Consider the following 16416-nt stretch of genomic DNA (forward strand, 5'->3'; position numbering starts at 1 on the left):
TGACGCCGGCGGCCACGGCTGGTCGCGTTTCACTCCTCACGCTAGGAACGCGGAGCGCCGGCGACCCGAGTCTCAGGACCCCGGGCTGCGGGCCGATGGACCCTCAGACGGCGACCGCCGCTCGCCGTACGACGCTGGTGCCGGCGTCGCCCGCCACGATCAGCGCGATGTCGGCCAGCGAGCCGATCGCGGCCCGGCCACCGGTCCGGGTGGCGAACCGACCGGCCGCCTCGACCTTCGGGCCCATCGATCCGGCCGCGAAGTCGTGCCCGGCCAGCTCCTCGGGGGTGACCTGCCCCAGCTTGGCCTGGTCGGGCCCGCCCCAGTCGAGGTAGACGCCGTCGACGTCGGTGGCCATCACGAAGAGGTCCGCACCCACCTGCTCGGCAACCAGCTCGCCCGCGAGGTCCTTGTCGATGACCGCTTCCACTCCGGCCAGCTGCTCCGGCCCCACGTCGGGACGCACGCTGGGGATGCCCCCGCCACCCGCGCAGATCACGACCGCGTCCTTCTCCAGCAGCCAGCTGATCGGGTCGATCTCCAGGATCTGCTGTGGCTCCGGCGACGGGACCACCCGGCGCCAGGCCGGGCCGTCCTGGCGGAACGTCCAGCCCTTCTCCCGGGCCAGCCGCCGGGCCGTCTCCTCGTCGTACACGGGACCGACGTACTTGGTGGGGTGGGCGAATCCCGGGTCGTGCGGGTCCACCACGATCATCGTGAGCAGGGTCGCGACCTGGCGCGTGGGCGGCAGCACGTTGCGGAGCTCCTGCTGGACCAGGTAGCCGATGATCCCCTGGGTGCCCGCATCCAGCACGTCGAGCGGGTAGCCCTCGTCGGGGTCGTAGGCGTCGGCCTGGAGGGCGAGCAGCCCCACCTGGGGACCGTTCCCGTGCACGATCACGATGCTGTGCTCGGCGGCGAGCGGCGCGATCGCCTCGGCGGCGACGCGCACGTTGCGGCGCTGGACCTCGATGGTGAGCGGCTCGTTGCGCCGCAGGAGGGCGTTGCCTCCGAGTGCGATGACGATGCGCACCACGCCTCCTCTCCCTCCGCCGCGGCGGAGCTCACGGGCTGGCTCGGATGCTAGTGAGCGCGCAGCTCCCTGATCCCGGGTCGTTCGGCCCCTTCGGCCCGGTCCGACGACCCTCGTGAGGCTTCAGGGCCGCGGTCGAGACTGGACGGCACGGCAGGTGCCGCACGGCGTACCTGCTGCGTCGAGAGCGAGGTGACCGCGATGTCGTTCGGAGTGCACTCGGAGGTGGGCAGGCTGCGGAAGGTGCTGGTGCACCGTCCCGGGCTCGAACACACCAGGCTGACGCCGTCGAACGTCGAGGAGCTGCTCTTCGACGACGTGCTCTGGGTGAGTCGTGCCAAGGCCGAGCACGACATGTTCTGCGAGGTGATGCGGGAGCGCGGCATCGACGTGTTCCTCGCCGAGTCGCTGCTCGCCGAGGCGCTCGAGCAGCCCAAGGTCCGGGACTGGGTGGGCGAGCGCATCCTCAACGAGCGCGAGGTCGGGATCACGGCCGCGCAGCGCGCCAACGAGTGGGTCCAGACCGCCGGAGCCGCCGAGGTCGCCGACTTCCTGATCGGCGGCATCACGCGGACCGACGTGGTCAAGGACGTGGGTCTCGTGTGGCAGTCCGCCGATCCCACGCACATGCTGCTCCCGCCGCTGCCGAACTTCCTCTTCCAGCGCGACCCCTCGTGCTGGATCTACGGCGGCGTCACCCTCAACCCGATGACCAAGCCGGCGCGCAAGCCGGAGACCCTGATCATGGAGGCGATCTACCGATTCCACCCCATGTTCGCCGCCGAGGAGTTCCCGATCTGGCTCGGTGGCACCGGCGAGGACTGGGGACGGGCGCACGTCGAGGGCGGCGACGTCCAGCCGATCGGTAACGGTGCGGTGATGATCGGCATGGGGGAGCGCACCAGCGCCCAGGCGGTGCTGTGGATCGCGCGCTCGCTCTTCCGCGCCGGGGCTGCGAACCTCGTGCTGGCCGTGCACCTGCCGAAGTCGCGCAGCTACATGCACCTCGACACCGTGATCACCATGTGCGACCGCGACCTCGTCACCCTGTTCCCGCAGGTCGTCTACGGCGCGCGGACCTGGGCGATCCGTCCCGGAGAGACACCGGACGACCTCGTGGTCGAGGAGCAGCAGGGAACCCTGCCCGACCTGATGGCCACCGCGCTGGGGGTGGACCGGATGCGGATCGTCGAGACCGGCGGCGACGCGTTCGGCGCCGAGCGCGAGCAGTGGGACGACGGCAACAACGTGGTGGCTCTGGAGCCCGGTGTGGTCGTGGCGTACGAGCGGAACACCGGCACCAACACAGCACTGCGGAAGGCCGGCATCGAGGTCATCACGATCGAGGGCTTCGAGCTCGGCCGCGGCCGCGGCGGCTCGCACTGCATGACCTGCCCGATCGAGCGCGACCCGGCGTTCTGACGGGCTACCGGACCAGCACGGGAGACGACATGTCCTACAACCTGAAGAACCGTCACTTCCTCAAGGAGATCGACTTCGAGCCCGGCGAGATGCGCTTCCTGCTGCGCCTGGCGGAGGCCCTCAAGCTCGCGAAGTACGCCGGCACGGAGGCGCCGCGCCTCACCGGCAAGGAGATCGCGCTGATCTTCGGCAAGACCTCGACCCGTACCCGCTCGGCGTTCGAGGTCGCGGCCTACGACCAGGGCGCCCACGTGACCTACCTCGACCCGTCGGGCTCCCAGCTCGGGCACAAGGAGTCCATCGAGGACACCGCCGCCGTGCTGGGCCGGATGTACGACGCGATCGAGTACCGCGGCAACCTCCAGGCGGACGTGGAGACGCTCGCGGCGCACGCCGGCGTCCCGGTCTACAACGGTCTGACCGCCGAGTGGCACCCCACCCAGATGCTGGCCGATTTCCTCACCATGCACGAGGCGTGCGGCAAGGCCTACGAGCAGATCGCCTACGCCTACGTCGGGGACTGCAGCTTCAACATGGGGCGCTCGCTGCTGGTCACGGGGGCGCTCCTGGGCAGCGACGTGCGCCTGGCCGGCCCGGCCGAGCTGCACCCGCCGAAGGATGTGGTGGACCTGGCCGAGGAGATCGCGCGGGGAACCGGAGCCCGGATCACGGTCACCGACGACCCGGCGGCGGCCGTCGACGGCGTGGACTTCGTGCACACCGACGTCTGGGTCTCGATGGGTGAGGCCAAGGACGTGTGGGAGGACCGGGTCCGGATGCTCGCGCCGTACCAGGTCAACGCCGCGCTGCTGGCGCGGTCGGGCAACCACGCAGTCCGGTTCATGCACTGCCTGCCGGCCTTCCACGACCTACGGACCACGGTCGGCCGGGAGATCATGGAGCACACCGGCATGACCTCCGGCCTGGAGGTGACCGACGAGGTCTTCTCGTCGCCGGCGAGCATCGTGTTCGACCAGGCCGAGAACCGGGTGCACACGATCAAGGCCGTGCTGGTCGCGACCCTCGGATAAGCGCTGGACCGGGGCTCGGGACCGCTCACTAGGCTGGGGCGCATGACCGAACAGGGACCGGAGCAGCGCCTCCTCCTCGTGCACGCCCACCCCGACGACGAGTCGATCATGCAGGGCGCGACCATGGCGAAGTACGCCGCCGAGGGGCGTGGCGTGACGCTCGTGACCTGCACGGCGGGCGAGATGGGCGAGATCCTGGTGCCCGAGCTCGAGCACCTCGCCGCCGACAAGGACGACCTGCTCGGCGAGCAGCGGCGCGGTGAGCTCGACGACGCGATGGCGGCGCTCGGGGTGACCGACTTCCGGTTCCTCGGCGGCTTCGGCACCTACCGCGACTCCGGGATGCAGTGGCACGACGACGGCCACGCGATCGCCGCCGACGACATCCACGAGAACGCCTTCTGGCGCGCCGACCTCACCGAGGCCGCCGACCACCTGGTCCGGGTCATCCGGGAGGTCCGGCCGCAGGTGCTGGTCACCTACGACGAGTTCGGCAACTACGGCCACCCCGACCACATCCAGGCCCACCGCGTCGCGATGTACGCCTCCCTGCTGGCCGGCGCGGAGTCCTACAAGCGCGAGCTGGGGGAGGCGTGGGAGATCGCCAAGATCTACTGGGGCGCCATGTCGGAGTCGCGGATGCGAGCCAGCCTGCGGGCGATCCGCGATGCCGGTGACGAGACCACGTTCGAGGGCATGGACCCCGACGGCCCGCTGCCGTTCACCACCCCCGACGACCAGCTCTCCGCCCTGGTCGTCGGCGACGACTACGTCGGGCGCAAGATGGCCGCGCTGGCCGCGCACCGCACCCAGATCACCCTCGACGGCCCGTTCTTCGCGCTGTCCAACAACCAGGGCAACAGCGTCTGGGGCACCGAGTTCTTCCGGCTGGTCAAGGGTCGGCAGGGTCCGTTGGGAGCCGAGGGCCTCGAGACCGACCTGTTCGCGGGGCTGTGAGCCGGCTGCCGCGAGGGCTGGGCTGGCTGCTCCTCCTGGTCGCCGCGGGTGTGGGCGTGGTCACCGGGGTCGCCTCGATCGGCGTCCACGACAAGTCCTGGGGGTGGTTTCTGCTGGCCGTCGGCGCGCCGTACGCCGCCGCCGTGGCCGCGCCGCCCGGGTGGGTCCGGGCCGGGTTCGGGCTGGGCTGGTCCGGCGCGGTCCTGGTCGCGCTGCTCGGCCGGCCGGAGGGCGACTACGTCGTCACCGCGACGGCCCGCGGGTACGCCCTGCTGCTGGCCGCCCTGGTGCTCGCGGTGTTCGCGATCGTGACCCTTCCGGTGGGTCGCCGCGCCGCCGACGAATCGGGATCGTCCCCGCAGGTTTCCTAGGATGGCCCGCGTGTCGTCCCAGACCCAGCCGAAGACGAAGCCGCCGCGCGACCGCGACGAGAGCAGCGGCGGCCGCGTCGTCCTGCTGACCGTGCTCGGCCTGGCCTTCCTGGTCGGGCTGCTGTGGGTCGCGGCGTACGCCTTCGCCGGCGAGAAGGTGCCGCGCGGCACGAGCGTCGCCGGGATCGACATCGGCGGCAAGAGCCAGGACGACGCCGTGCAGGCGCTGCAGGACGGGTTCGCCGACCGGGACGCGATCGACGTCACCGTCGACGGGGAGAACGTGCCGATGACCGCCGAGGCGGCCGGGCTGTCGGTGGACTACCGGGCGACCGTCGACGAGGCGGGTGCGGAGCGCAGCTGGTCGCCGGGCCGGCTGTGGGACTACTACACCGGTGGCGGCGAGCTGGACCCGGTCGTGTCCGTCGACGAGGACACCCTGTCCGCGACCCTCGACCGGATCGACGAGGAGCACGGCACCCCCGCGAAGGAGGGCGACGTCCGGTTCGTCGACGGCGCTGCGCGGCCGGTGTTCGGGCAGGACGGCGAGGAGGTCGACCGCGACCTCGCCGAGCGTGCCCTGCAGTCGGCGTACGTCGACGACGGGACCGCCGAGCTGGAGCTGGTGACCGCGGAGCCCGAGATCAGCCGCGACGACGTGCAGGACGCACTCAACGAGTTCGCGAACCCGGCGGTCTCCGGGCCGGTGACGCTGGTCTTCGACAGGACCCGGGTGAAGCTCCGCCCGGCCGACTACAGCGCGGCGCTCGGGATGAAGGCCGAGGACGGCGCGCTCGCGCCGGACCTCGACGAGACGAAGCTCACCGCGCTGGTCCGCTCCCGGTTCGCGAGGACCGAGGGCGCGCCGGTCGACGCGACCGTCCGGCTGGTGAACGGCAAGCCCGCGGTGGTGCCGTCCAAGCCCGGCGTCGACTACGACCCGAAGGACATCAGCTCGGCGTTCCTGGCGCTGGTGGTCAAGGCACCGGGGGAGCGGCAGATGAACGTCAAGGCGACCGTGAAGGACGCCGGGTTCACCACCAGGGACGCGCGCGCCCTGAAGATCACGGAGCAGGTGTCGACGTTCACGACGTACTACCCCTACGCGGAATACCGCAACACCAACATCGGCCGCGCCGCCGAGCTGGTCAACGGCACCGTGCTGAAGCCGGGCGACACCTTCTCGCTCAACGACGCCGTCGGCGAGAGGACCGCCGAGAACGGCTTCACCAAGGGCTTCATCATCAGCAACGGGGTCTTCAAGGAGGACTTCGGCGGCGGCGTCTCGCAGATGGCGACGACGACGTTCAACGCGATGTTCTTCGCCGGCCTGAAGGACGTCGAGCACAAGCCGCACTCGTTCTACATCGACCGCTACCCGGTCGGTCGGGAGGCGACCGTGGCCTGGGGAGCCGTGGACCTGCGGTTCACCAACGACACGCCGTACGGCGTGCTGATCACCGCAAAGGTCACCCCGTCCACCCCGTCGTCGCAGGGCGTGGTGACCGTGTCGATGTACTCCACGAAGTACTGGGACATCACCACCAGGACCGGCAACCGCTACAACTTCACCCAGGAGAAGACCCGCCACCTGTCCGGGCCCGAGTGCGAGCCGAACGACGGGTACGGCGGCTTCGACATCAACGTGTGGCGCTACTTCCGCAAGCACGGCTCGTCCGCGCTGGAGCGCACCGAGAAGCTCCACACGACGTACATCCCGTCGGACACGGTGATCTGCGACTCCGAGAAACGGACCACGCCGCCCTCCCAGGACGCCGGCGACTGACCCCGACCCGGCACATCTTGTGCCGACTCAGCGTGTCCCGACGGTGGTGACCCGGCACATCTTGTGCCGACTCAGCGTGTCCCGACGGTGGTGACCCGGCACATGATGTGCCGGGTCACCGATCGGGCTAGGGGGTCAGGCGGTTGAGGTCCCGGGGGAACAGGGTCACCTCCCGGATGTTGGCCGCCTCGACCAGCCGGGCCACCCAGCGCTCCAGGCCGATCGCGAACCCGCCGTGCGGGGGCATGCCGTGCCGGAAGCTCTGCAGGTACGCCGCGTACGCCGCCGGGTCCTCGCCGCGGGCGCGGATCGCCGCCTCGTAGTCGGAGATCCGGTGCAGCCGCTGGCCGCCGGTGACCAGCTCCAGCCCGCGGAAGAGCAGGTCGAAGCTGTTGGACCAGCGCTCGTCGCCGGGCTCCGGGTGCGTGTAGAAGGGTCGCTTGCGCATCGGGTACCCCTCGACCGCGAGGAAGTCGCTGCCGTGCTCCTCGCGCGCCCAGGCGCCCAGCGCCCGCTCGTGCTCGGGGGCCAGGTCGGGCTCGTCCTCGGGCGCCCCGACCAGCCGCAGCGCCTCGGAGAAGTGCAGCACCGGGATCTCCTCGGAGACCTCCGGGACCGTGGCCCCGAGCCGCTCGACCGCCGGGCCGGCGTACGTGTGGATCCCGGCGACCATGCCGGCCACCACCTCGCGCAGCACCGCCAGCACGTCGCGGTGGTCCTCGACGAAGCCGAGCTCGACGTCGAGCGAGACGTACTCCGCGAGGTGCCGCACCGTGTCGTGGGGCTCGGCCCGGAAGACCGGCCCGACCTCGTAGACCCGCTCGAAGACGCCGACCAGCTGCTGCTTGTAGAACTGCGGGCTCTGGGCGAGGTAGGCCGGCCGGCCGAAGTAGTCGACCTCGAACACGTTCGCGCCGGACTCGGTCGCGGAGGCCACGAACTTCGGGGTCTGCACCTCGGTGAACCCGAGCCCGTCGAGGGTCGCGCGGAAGCCGCGCAGCGTCGCCGCCGCCAGCTCCCAGCGGGCCCGCTGGGCCGGGTGCCGCCAGGCCACCGGGGCGTGGTCGAGCAGCGTGGGCAGCGAGGTGTTGAGCGCCGGCCGCCACAGCTCGACCGGCGGGGTCGCCGCCGGCTCGGTCAGCGACCGGATCGTCGGTGCGGTCACCTCGACCCCGCCGGGCGCGGACGGGTCGGCGGTCAGCGTGCCGACCACGTCGACGGTGGTCTCCTCCGACGGCACCTGCACGGCCGGGTCCTTGACCACCACCTGCGCCAGCCCGCTGCGGTCGCGGACCACCAGGAAGGTCAGCGCCGCGAGCTCGCGGCGGCGGTGCACCCAGCCCTGGATCCGGACCTGCCGGCCGGGCGGGGTCTCGGGGAGCGCGGCGCACAGGGTGCGTGGCAGCCCGGTGGTCGAGGAGCGAGCGTCAGCGAGCGTCTCGAGTCCTGGGTCGTTCGATGTCATGGTCACCTCCAGTTCGGCATGGCAGCCCTGGAGGTGTGGGCGGGGGCAAGGTCGCGGTGCCACCACACCTTCGCCGGGGTGTCCCCGGCCTCTCGTCGGTCACGTCGTACGCACGGGTGCCCGTGGCTCTGCCGGCCCGGCCGGCAGGAGGGTCGTCAGTCCTCACGCGCTCCGCCGCGATCGTACGTCGGCCCGCAGGGGGTTGTCGCATCGGATTCGACGTATCACCGACGCCGCTCGGCCCTCCTCCAGTTGACCGGCCGTACCGTGCGTCAGGAGGGACCATGTGCGTGACCCAGCAGCTCGACCGTGAGTCCGTCCTCGCCGTCACCCGGCTCGAGCTCCTGGTGGCCGCGCCCGACGTCGCCGAGGACGTCCCGACCGACGTCCCGCTGGCCCGGGCCGCGGACAGCGGCGCCCTGCACTCGCTGTTCGACCGTCTGGAGTACCGCTACGCGATCTCCGTCCCCGCCGACGTACGGCGCTCCCTGCGCACCCTCGACGACATCGCGGCGTACGTCGTGGCGCGGGCGCACGCGGTCTGGGGCGGTCGCTGACCCGCGCCCGGCTCAGCCGGCGGTCGTGGCCGGGTCGCTCCCGGGGTCGGGCAGCCACAACCGCACCGCGGTGCCCTCGCCCGGTGCGCTGGTGATGGTGAGCCGGCCGCCGGCGACGGTGGCCCGGTCCCGCATGCCTCCGAGCCCGAGGTGGCCCGGCACCTCGCGGAGCTGCTCGGGCCCGGCGCCGCGGCCGTCGTCGACGACCGCCACCTCGACGCCGCCGTCGACCGCGGCCAGCTCGATCCGGACCAGCGACGGGTCGGCGTGCTTGCGCGCGTTGACCATCGCCTCCTTGGCGATGCGGTAGGCGGTCACCCGCAGCGCCTCGGGCAGGTCGACGTCGCGGTCCCCGGTCAGCTGCCACGGGACGGCGTCCTCGAAGACGTACGTCGCGGCCTGCTCGAGCGCAACCGGCAGCGGGTCGCGCCGGGCGGGGGAGTCGAGGTCGAAGAGCAGGTGCCGCAGCCGGGAGGTCGCGGTCTCCAGGGTCAGCTGGCTGGCCTCCAGGCCGGGCAGCAGCCGCGGATCGCTGTCCTGCACCTGACGGCGCAGCATGCCGAGCCGGAGCTCGAGCGCGGCCAGCGCCTGCACGGAGTCGTCGTGCACGTCCGCGGCGATCCGGGCCCGTTCGTCCTCCTGGGCCTGGATCAGGCGGTCGAGCAGCTCCTGCCGCTGGTCGGCGAGGTCGCGCAAGCCCTGCTCGGCGGACTTCCGGTCGGTGATGTCGCGCTGCACGGTGGCCAGCGACATCGGCTCCCCGGTCACCGGGTGCAGCATGAGGAAGCTGTTGATCGCGACCGGGACCGGCGGGCCGCCGCCCATGTCGCGCAGCGTCGACTCGCCCTCCCAGTGTCCCTGCGCCACCACCGCCGGCTGCTCGACCGCGAGCGAGGCCTGCAGGCCCTCCTCGGTGAGGTAGTCGGCGATCGTCGTACGCGTCACGTCGGCGTCCGGCGCGAGTCCGACCAGCTTCCGTCCTGCGGGGTTGACGTAGGCCACGGTGCCGTCCACGCCGGCGATCGCGATGAAGTCGCTGGAGGCCTCGACCAGCGACTGGAACCGGAGCAGCTCGTCGTTCTTGAGCCGCAGCTCGCGGTCGGCGACGTCGCGCTCGGCGAGCACGGTGGTCACACCTCGGGCGATGACCAGCAGGACGCCGAGCGCCGGCAGGGTGAGCGCGAGCTGGCGCTGGTCCTGGTCCGTGGCGTAGAGGATCGTGACCACGCAGACGACCGCGCACACGACCGGGACCAGGATCCCGCGCGGGCCGATCCACAGCCCGCCACGGGTCGGCTCGTCCGCCTCCGCACGCTGCGCGTGAGCGTGCCGGTGCCGGGGCAGCACCCAGCCGGCGAAGGCGATGACGACCGTCGACACCATGTTCAGCCCGGACAGCATCGTGGCCGGCTCGAACGTGCCGGCGGTGATCTGGACCAGGAACACCGCGTCGATCACCGTGAAGCCGACCACGCCGAGCAGCAGCAGCCAGACGGAGGCCGCGAGCCGAGCCCGGGCCATCGTCACCACGCCGAACGCCAGGCCCAGCAGGGCGACGTCCATCAGCGGGTAGGCCAGGTTGACGGTCACCGCGGCCGAGGAGGTGCCCGGTCCCGCCCGGTCCACCACCGTGTCGTGCAGGAACATCGCGGTCACCCCGGCGGCCGTGATCGTCATGGTCAACGCGTCGAGCGCGAGCAGCGCACCGCGGTGGCGGGAGCTGGCCCGGGCGAGGACCACGAGCGCCGCGATCATCACCAGCGAGCTGGCGGTCCAGAACGCGTCGGACAGCGACGGGTACGGCTGGGGCACCTGGGTGCGCACCACGAAGAAGTAGTAGATGAACCCGACCGCTCGCAGCGCCAGCGCCACCGCGACCAGGCTCCACAGCAGCCGGTCGACCCGGCTCAGTGCCGGGCGGAGGCCGGCGACCACCGCGGTCAGGGCGTACGTCGCCCCCTGGAACCAGCCGTCGAGGACCGGCACGAAGCCGGAGTTGGACCGGACGCCCGGGATCGTGGACACGACGTACACCAGGGCGGCGGCGACCAGCGCGAGCATCGCGACCCGGACCGACCAGCGGACGGCCTCCGGGCGGCCCGCGAGCGGGTCGGCCTCGGAGGACTGGGCGGTGGGTGAGCTCTGCAGCATCGGGTCCCCGGGATCCGACGGGGCTGCCGGAAAGCCCCGTTCCCGCGCCATGCTAGGCGTTGAGCTGGCGCCGCGCGGCCGAACCGCGGCTCAGCCGGACTAGTCTGCCGGGGTGCTCGTCCACCTGCGCCTGACGGTGCCCACCCGCCTGTCCGGCCCGGTCCGGGAGCTCCTCCTCGACCACGACCACGTGACCAACGTGGTCGTCCTCGAGGGCGCGTCGCTCGACCCGGAGGGTGACCTGCTCGAGTGCGACGTCGCCCGCGAGACCGCCAGCGAGCTGCTGCGGGCGCTCGACGGCCTCGGCCTGCCCGACGTCGGCGGGATCGTGCTGACCACCCCCACCGGTACGCCGTTCGCGGCGGCCCGGCGCCTGGAGCGGCTGGCCCCGGGCGACCCGGAGGACGCGGTGCTGTGGGAGAAGGTGGTCGCCGACGCGTACGCCGCGAGCCGGCCGACGATCACCTTCCACGTGTTCCTGGTGCTGGCCACGATGCTCGCCTCGGTCGCGGTGATCACGGACTCCTCGGTCCTGGTGGTCGGGGCGATGGTGGTCGGTCCGGAGTTCAGCACGGTCGCGGCCCTGTGCACCGGGATCGTGTTCGGCAAGGCCCGGCTGGCCGGCGCCAGCCTGCGGCTGCTGGTGCTCAGCTTCACGTTCGCGATCGCGGTGGTGACGCTGATGGCGCTGTTCCTGGTGCTGCTCGGCGTGATCACCGAGGAGATGGTGACCCGGGCACGGCCGCAGACCGGGTTCATCTGGCACCCGGACATCTGGTCGCTCATCGTGGCCCTGATCGCGGGCGCCGCCGGCGTGCTGGCGCTGTCGACGGAGAAGGCGAACGCCATGGTGGGCGTGTTCATCTCCGTCACCACGGTCCCCGCGGCGGGCAACCTCGCGCTCGCGCTCGCCGTCTGGGCGCCGTACGAGATCCGCGGCTCCGCGGCCCAGCTCGGGGTCAACGTGGCCGGGATGGTGGTGGCGGGCACGATCGTGCTCGCCCTGCAACGCCTGCTGTGGCACCGGGTGATGGCGCGCACCGCACACCTGTTCGGGCTCGGTCGCGAGCCGTCGGCCCGCGGTTAGGGCCCGGCGACCCGCACCGTCGCCGGCCGCAGGTAGCGGCCGGTGTGGTGCCGGGCGAACCCGAGCCGTCCGTAGAGCGCCGCCGCCGGCTCGTTGTCGGTCTCGACGTGCAGCCAGGCCGTGGTCGCGCCGCGCTCGGCGCCCCAGTCCAGCAGCGCCGCCAGCGCCGCCGTGCCGAGGCCGCGGCGACGGTGCTCCGGCACCACCTCGAGGCCGTGGACGCCCAGCCAGTCGCGCTGGTACGTCGCCTCGCCGCGTGCCACCACCACCTCGCCCTCGACCAGCTCGACCACCACCTGCCCGAGCCCCTTCTCGTGGTAGCGCGCGACGGTGGCGGGACGGCCCCCCGCGTTGCAGCTGCGGAGGGCGCGGGCCAGGGAGGCCAGCAGGAAGTGAGCGTCGCCGTTGCCGAGGGGTTCCCACCCGGCGGCACGGAACGCGTCCTCGACGTCGGAGCCGAGCTCGACCTGGGCCAGCACCGGCCGGTCCCGCTCGGCGTAGAAGGACCGGATCCGGTGCTCGGCGTCGGCGAACGGGAGACCGGGGTCGCCCATCGCCAGGCAGGAGTTGGCCCGGCGCCGCAGCCGCCCGACCGGGGCCGGGTCCGAGCGGAGCGTCCACCCGCCGAGCGGCTCGGTCACCAGGTGCGGCCAGAGCGCGGCCACGTGGGACTCGGCCTCGGCTGCCGAGACCCGGTGCCGCACCGACGGGCGCGGGGGCACCGGCTTGCCGGAGACGATGTCGGCGAGCGCGATCTCGACCGGGTCGCCCGACTCCGGCACGACGACGCAGCGGCCTCCACCCCACGCCGTACAGGTGCCCAGGACGTCGGTCATCGCGGGCCCGCCGCTCGGTCCGGTCTCACCGCGGAGCAGCCGGCGTACGACGACGCGGCGGCCGACCACGTGCGGCCCGAGCAGGTGATTGCCCACCTGCCGGGAGTCCCTGCCCGAATCCATGGCGGGGATACTAGGCTGGCCGGTGTTCCGGCATTGCTTCAGTCCTAGGAGGATCTGGTGACCTACGTCATCGCCCAGCCGTGTGTCGACCTCAAGGACCGCGCGTGCGTCGACGAGTGTCCGGTCGACTGCATCTACGAGGGCAAGCGGATGCTCTACATCCACCCCGACGAGTGCGTGGACTGCGGTGCCTGCGAGCCGGTCTGCCCGGTGGAGGCGATCTTCTACGAGGACGACACGCCGGAGCAGTGGAAGGACTACTACAAGGCGAACGTCGAGTTCTTCGACGACCTCGGCTCGCCCGGTGGTGCCGCCAAGATGGGGGTCATCGAGAAGGACCACCCGCTGATCGAGGCGCTGCCCCCGCAGGAGCAGGACCACTGACGGCTCCCGTGGTTGAGGAAGGCGCGCAGCGCCTGTCTCGAAACCCGCGGGTCTCCTCCCGGCTGCCCGACTTCCCCTGGGACAAGCTCACCTCGTACGCCGCCACCGCGCGGTCGCACCCCGACGGGGTCGTCGACCTCTCGATCGGCACGCCCGTCGACCCGACCCCCCAGGTCGTGCAGCGGGCACTCGCGGACGCGGCCGACTCGCCCGGCTACCCGGTCACGATCGGCCGTCCGGAGACCCGGCAGGCGGCGCTGGACTGGATGGCGCGCCGGCTGGGCGTGACCGGGCTCGGCCTCGACGCGGTGCTGCCCGCTATCGGCTCGAAGGAGCTGATCGGGTCGCTGGCGCTGCACCTCGGCGTCGGACCCGGCGACCTGGTGGTCTACCCGGAGCTCGCGTACCCGACCTACGAGGTCGGTGCCGCGCTGGCCGGGGCCCGGGCCGTCGCCACCGACGCCCTGACCCGGCTCGGTCCCGAGACGCCGGCCCTGGTCTGGGTGAACAGCCCGTCCAACCCGTCCGGCCGGGTGCTGCCGCCGGAGCACCTGAAGAAGATGGTCGACTGGTGCCGCGAGCGCGGCGCGATCCTGGTCTCCGACGAGTGCTACGTCGAGTGCACCTGGGAGGGGCGGCCGTTCTCCGTGCTGCACCCCTCGGTCAGCGGCGGCTCGTCCGAGGGCATCCTCGCCGTGCACTCGCTGTCCAAGCGCTCCAACCTCGCAGGCTACCGCTGCGCGTTCGTGGCCGGTGACCCGGCGTTGGTCGGCGAGCTGCTCGCCGTACGCAAGAACCTCGGGCTGATGATGCCCGGCCCGCAGCAGGTCGCGATGGCCGCCGCACTCGCCGACGACGCGCACGCCGCCGACCAGCACGCGCGGTACGCCGCCCGCCGGGCCAAGCTCAAGGAGGCGCTGCTCGGCGCCGGCTTCACCATCGACCACTCCGAGGCCTCGCTCTACCTCTGGGCCTCCCGCGGCGAGGACTGCTGGGCCACGGTCGCCACCCTCGCCGAGCAGGGCATCCTGGTCGCCCCCGGCGCCTTCTACGGCCGCGCCGGCGCCCAGCACGTCCGGGTCGCGTTCACCGCCACCGACGAGCGGGTCGACGCCGCCGTCGCCCGCCTCTCCGCCTAACTCACAGCAGCCCCAGGATTCCCCGGCCGTCCGGGGAATTGATGCCCAGTCAGGGAATGCTTTCCCTGACAGGACAGGATTTCCCCGGGCGCCCGGTGAATCTTGTGACAGGAGAGACGGACGATCAGTCGACCACGTCGACGTGCACGTGGTCGCGATGCTCGAGGACCTTGCGTACGGCGGGGGGGCGGCCACGCGTGTCCGGGTCGTAGGCGCGCCAGCCCTGCTCGGAGCGGCGGCCGGCGGACCAGATCCTGTTGTCGAAGATGACGTGGTCGACGCCGAGCCGGCCGGCCTGCGCCACCAGGTAGTACGCCATCGCCCACCCCTGACGCTTGTTCGCGCGGTTGATCGGGCGCACGAACACGTCGATGGCCCGGCCCTCGTAGTGCGTCGACCCCGGCATGTGGCCCTCGCGCACTCCGCCCGGGGCGAAGCCGCCCAGCGAGAGGTCGCCGAAGACCCCCTCGAGCTCGCGCCGTACGACGGCGGCGCGGCCGGTGAGGCCGCCCTTGTCCAGGGTGTCGGGCTCCTCCTCGAGGGAGTGCCGCACCACGCACGTGAACCGGCCGCCCGGCGAGTTGCCGGTCAGCGCGGACGCCAGCACCCGGGCGTCGTCGGCGTGGTCCTCGTAGGCCTCGGGGAAGCCGGAGCGCTGCACCTCCTGCGCGGCCTCGGTGATCCGCATCGAGCGGTACCCCTCGATCCGTACCAGCGCGTCGTAGAAGGCGTTGATGGAGTAGACCGGGTCGAGGATCTGCTCACGAGTGCCCCAGCCCTGCGACGGGCGCTGCTGGAAGATGCCGATCGAGTCCCGGTCGCCGTGCTCGAGGTTGACGATCTTGGACTCCTGGTACGCCGTGGCCAGCGCGATGCTGGCGGCGCGCGCGGGCAGCCCCCGCTGCACGGCGATGGCGGAGATCAGCGCGGCGTTCTCGGCCTGCTCGGTGGTCAGGGTGACGGTGCGGCCCCCGACCGTCGCGGTGCAGCCCTCGGGGTCGGGCAGCGGCCCCAGGCCCAGCTGCCAGACAAGGCCGGCGCCGGCGACCACCACCAGACCGGCCAGCACGAGGACCCACACGCCCCGGCGCCCCCTGCGGCGCGCCGTGGAGCGGGCCACCGTCAGTCGTTCGCGTGCAACGCGGCGTTGAGCGAGATGCCCTCACGCTGCCACGGCACGGCCTCGATCGCGCCGGACACGGAGTTGCGGCGGAACAGCACGTTGTCCGCGCCCGAGAGGTCGCGGGCCTTGACGACGCGCGGCTTGTTGTCCATGTCCTTGACCGTCACCTTGGTGCCTGCCGTGACGTAGCAGCCGGCCTCGACCACGCAGTCGTTGCCGAGCGAGATGCCGAGGCCGGCGTTGGCGCCGAGCAGGCAGCGCTCGCCGATCGAGATCGTCTCCTTGCCGCCGCCGGACAGGGTGCCCATGATCGAGGCGCCTCCACCCACGTCGGAGCCGTCGCCGACCACGACGCCGGCCGAGATCCGGCCCTCGACCATCGAGGCGCCGAGGGTGCCGGCGTTGTAGTTGACGAAGCCTTCGTGCATCACGGTGGTGCCGGGGGCGAGGTGGGCGCCGAGGCGGACCCGGTCGGCGTCGGCGATGCGGACGCCGGTCGGCAGCACGTAGTCGACCATCCGCGGGAACTTGTCGACGCCGTACACCGTCACGTGCTGGCCGGCCGCCCGGAGCCGGGCGCGGGTCAGCTCGAAGCCGTCGACCGCGCAGGGGCCGGCGCTGGTCCACACGACGTTGGTCAGCAGCGCGAAGACGCCCTCCAGCGAGATCGAGTGGGGGGTGACCAGCCGCGCGGAGAGCAGGTGCAGCCGCAGCCACACGTCCGCGGTCGAGTCCGGGGCCGCGTCGAGGTCGGAGATGTCGACCCGGACGACCTCACGGCGTACGCCGCGCAGCTCGTCGTCGCCGGCCAGCGCGTCCAGTCCCTCCGGGGCGGTGCCGTTCTGCGGCCCCTCGCCGAGCGCGGGCTCGGGGAACCACACGTCGAGGACGGTGTCGTTGGGCGCGATGGTGGCGAGGCCGAAGCCCCAGGCGGCGGAAGTCACGCGCCAA

Annotated in this window: 15 protein-coding genes; 9 read left to right on the top strand and 6 right to left on the bottom strand. The window is 72.3% G+C overall.

Annotated elements, in window-relative coordinates; translation table 11 throughout:
- Positions 1-103 precede the first annotated feature (103 nt).
- On the bottom strand, positions 104-1033 hold the full coding sequence (arcC, locus tag EKO23_RS03310; RefSeq protein ID WP_134714042.1) for a carbamate kinase: 930 nt from the start codon (positions 1031-1033) through the stop codon (positions 104-106).
- Between the two features lie 201 nt (positions 1034-1234).
- On the opposite strand from arcC, the gene EKO23_RS03315 reads away from it, so the two are divergent.
- From EKO23_RS03315 to EKO23_RS03335, 5 genes are read left to right on the top strand one after another with little or no spacing between them, the layout of a single operon-like run.
- Entirely contained in the window at positions 1235-2455 is a 1221-nt protein-coding gene (locus EKO23_RS03315) for an arginine deiminase (protein ID WP_134714044.1), read from the top strand.
- A gap of 29 nt (positions 2456-2484) precedes the next feature.
- Entirely contained in the window at positions 2485-3486 is a 1002-nt protein-coding gene (gene argF / locus EKO23_RS03320) for an ornithine carbamoyltransferase (RefSeq protein WP_134714045.1), read from the top strand.
- Positions 3487-3528: 42 nt separating this feature from the next.
- On the top strand, positions 3529-4443 hold the full coding sequence (mshB, locus tag EKO23_RS03325; RefSeq protein WP_134714047.1) for an N-acetyl-1-D-myo-inositol-2-amino-2-deoxy-alpha-D-glucopyranoside deacetylase: 915 nt from the start codon (positions 3529-3531) through the stop codon (positions 4441-4443).
- On the top strand, positions 4440-4814 hold the full coding sequence (locus EKO23_RS03330) for a hypothetical protein (protein ID WP_134714049.1): 375 nt from the start codon (positions 4440-4442) through the stop codon (positions 4812-4814). The genes mshB and EKO23_RS03330 overlap by 4 nt, the downstream gene beginning before the upstream one ends.
- A 10-nt stretch (positions 4815-4824) precedes the next feature.
- Entirely contained in the window at positions 4825-6600 is a 1776-nt protein-coding gene (locus tag EKO23_RS03335; protein WP_167880306.1) for a VanW family protein, read from the top strand.
- A gap of 127 nt (positions 6601-6727) precedes the next feature.
- Here EKO23_RS03335 and aspS read toward each other — a convergent pair whose 3' ends face one another.
- Positions 6728-8065 carry an aspartate--tRNA(Asn) ligase gene (aspS, locus tag EKO23_RS03340; protein WP_134714053.1) on the bottom strand — a complete coding sequence of 446 codons (1338 nt, stop codon included), beginning with the start codon at positions 8063-8065 and terminating at the stop codon, positions 6728-6730.
- A gap of 284 nt (positions 8066-8349) precedes the next feature.
- On the opposite strand from aspS, the gene EKO23_RS03345 reads away from it, so the two are divergent.
- Entirely contained in the window at positions 8350-8622 is a 273-nt protein-coding gene (locus EKO23_RS03345; RefSeq protein WP_134714055.1) for a hypothetical protein, read from the top strand.
- 12 nt (positions 8623-8634) lie between these two features.
- Here the strand turns inward: EKO23_RS03345 and EKO23_RS03350 are convergent, their stop codons facing one another.
- Positions 8635-10773, bottom strand: coding sequence for an ATP-binding protein (locus EKO23_RS03350; protein ID WP_134714057.1), 2139 nt, complete (start codon positions 10771-10773; stop codon positions 8635-8637).
- 112 nt (positions 10774-10885) lie between these two features.
- Between EKO23_RS03350 and EKO23_RS03355 the strand changes: the two genes are divergently transcribed.
- Entirely contained in the window at positions 10886-11860 is a 975-nt protein-coding gene (locus EKO23_RS03355; protein ID WP_134714059.1) for a DUF389 domain-containing protein, read from the top strand.
- Here EKO23_RS03355 and EKO23_RS03360 read toward each other — a convergent pair.
- Complete coding sequence (locus EKO23_RS03360; protein WP_134714061.1) at positions 11857-12819, bottom strand: GNAT family N-acetyltransferase; 963 nt, start codon at positions 12817-12819, stop codon at positions 11857-11859. The genes EKO23_RS03355 and EKO23_RS03360 overlap by 4 nt on opposite strands.
- Before the next feature lie 57 nt (positions 12820-12876).
- Here EKO23_RS03360 and fdxA point away from each other — a divergent pair, with 57 nt between their 5' ends.
- Entirely contained in the window at positions 12877-13203 is a 327-nt protein-coding gene (gene fdxA, locus EKO23_RS03365; protein WP_134714063.1) for a ferredoxin, read from the top strand.
- 8 nt (positions 13204-13211) lie between these two features.
- Positions 13212-14342, top strand: coding sequence for a succinyldiaminopimelate transaminase (gene dapC / locus EKO23_RS03370; protein WP_281280843.1), 1131 nt, complete (start codon positions 13212-13214; stop codon positions 14340-14342).
- Positions 14343-14466: 124 nt separating this feature from the next.
- Here the strand turns inward: dapC and EKO23_RS03375 are convergent, their stop codons facing one another.
- Together EKO23_RS03375 and dapD are read right to left on the bottom strand one after the other, a co-directional pair.
- The gene (locus tag EKO23_RS03375) at positions 14467-15423 is read right to left on the bottom strand and encodes a VldE C-terminal domain-containing protein (protein WP_246050871.1); all 957 of its coding nucleotides are present in this window, start codon (positions 15421-15423) and stop codon (positions 14467-14469) included.
- Positions 15424-15464: 41 nt separating this feature from the next.
- Positions 15465-16409: a 2,3,4,5-tetrahydropyridine-2,6-dicarboxylate N-succinyltransferase gene (dapD, locus tag EKO23_RS03380; protein WP_134714067.1), complete on the bottom strand. Its 945-nt coding sequence runs from the start codon at positions 16407-16409 to the stop codon at positions 15465-15467.
- Between the last annotated feature and the right edge of the window lie 7 nt (positions 16410-16416).

Origin of the sequence: Nocardioides guangzhouensis, assembly GCF_004519545.1 — a bacterium.
GTDB classification, from domain to species: domain Bacteria; phylum Actinomycetota; class Actinomycetes; order Propionibacteriales; family Nocardioidaceae; genus Nocardioides; species Nocardioides guangzhouensis.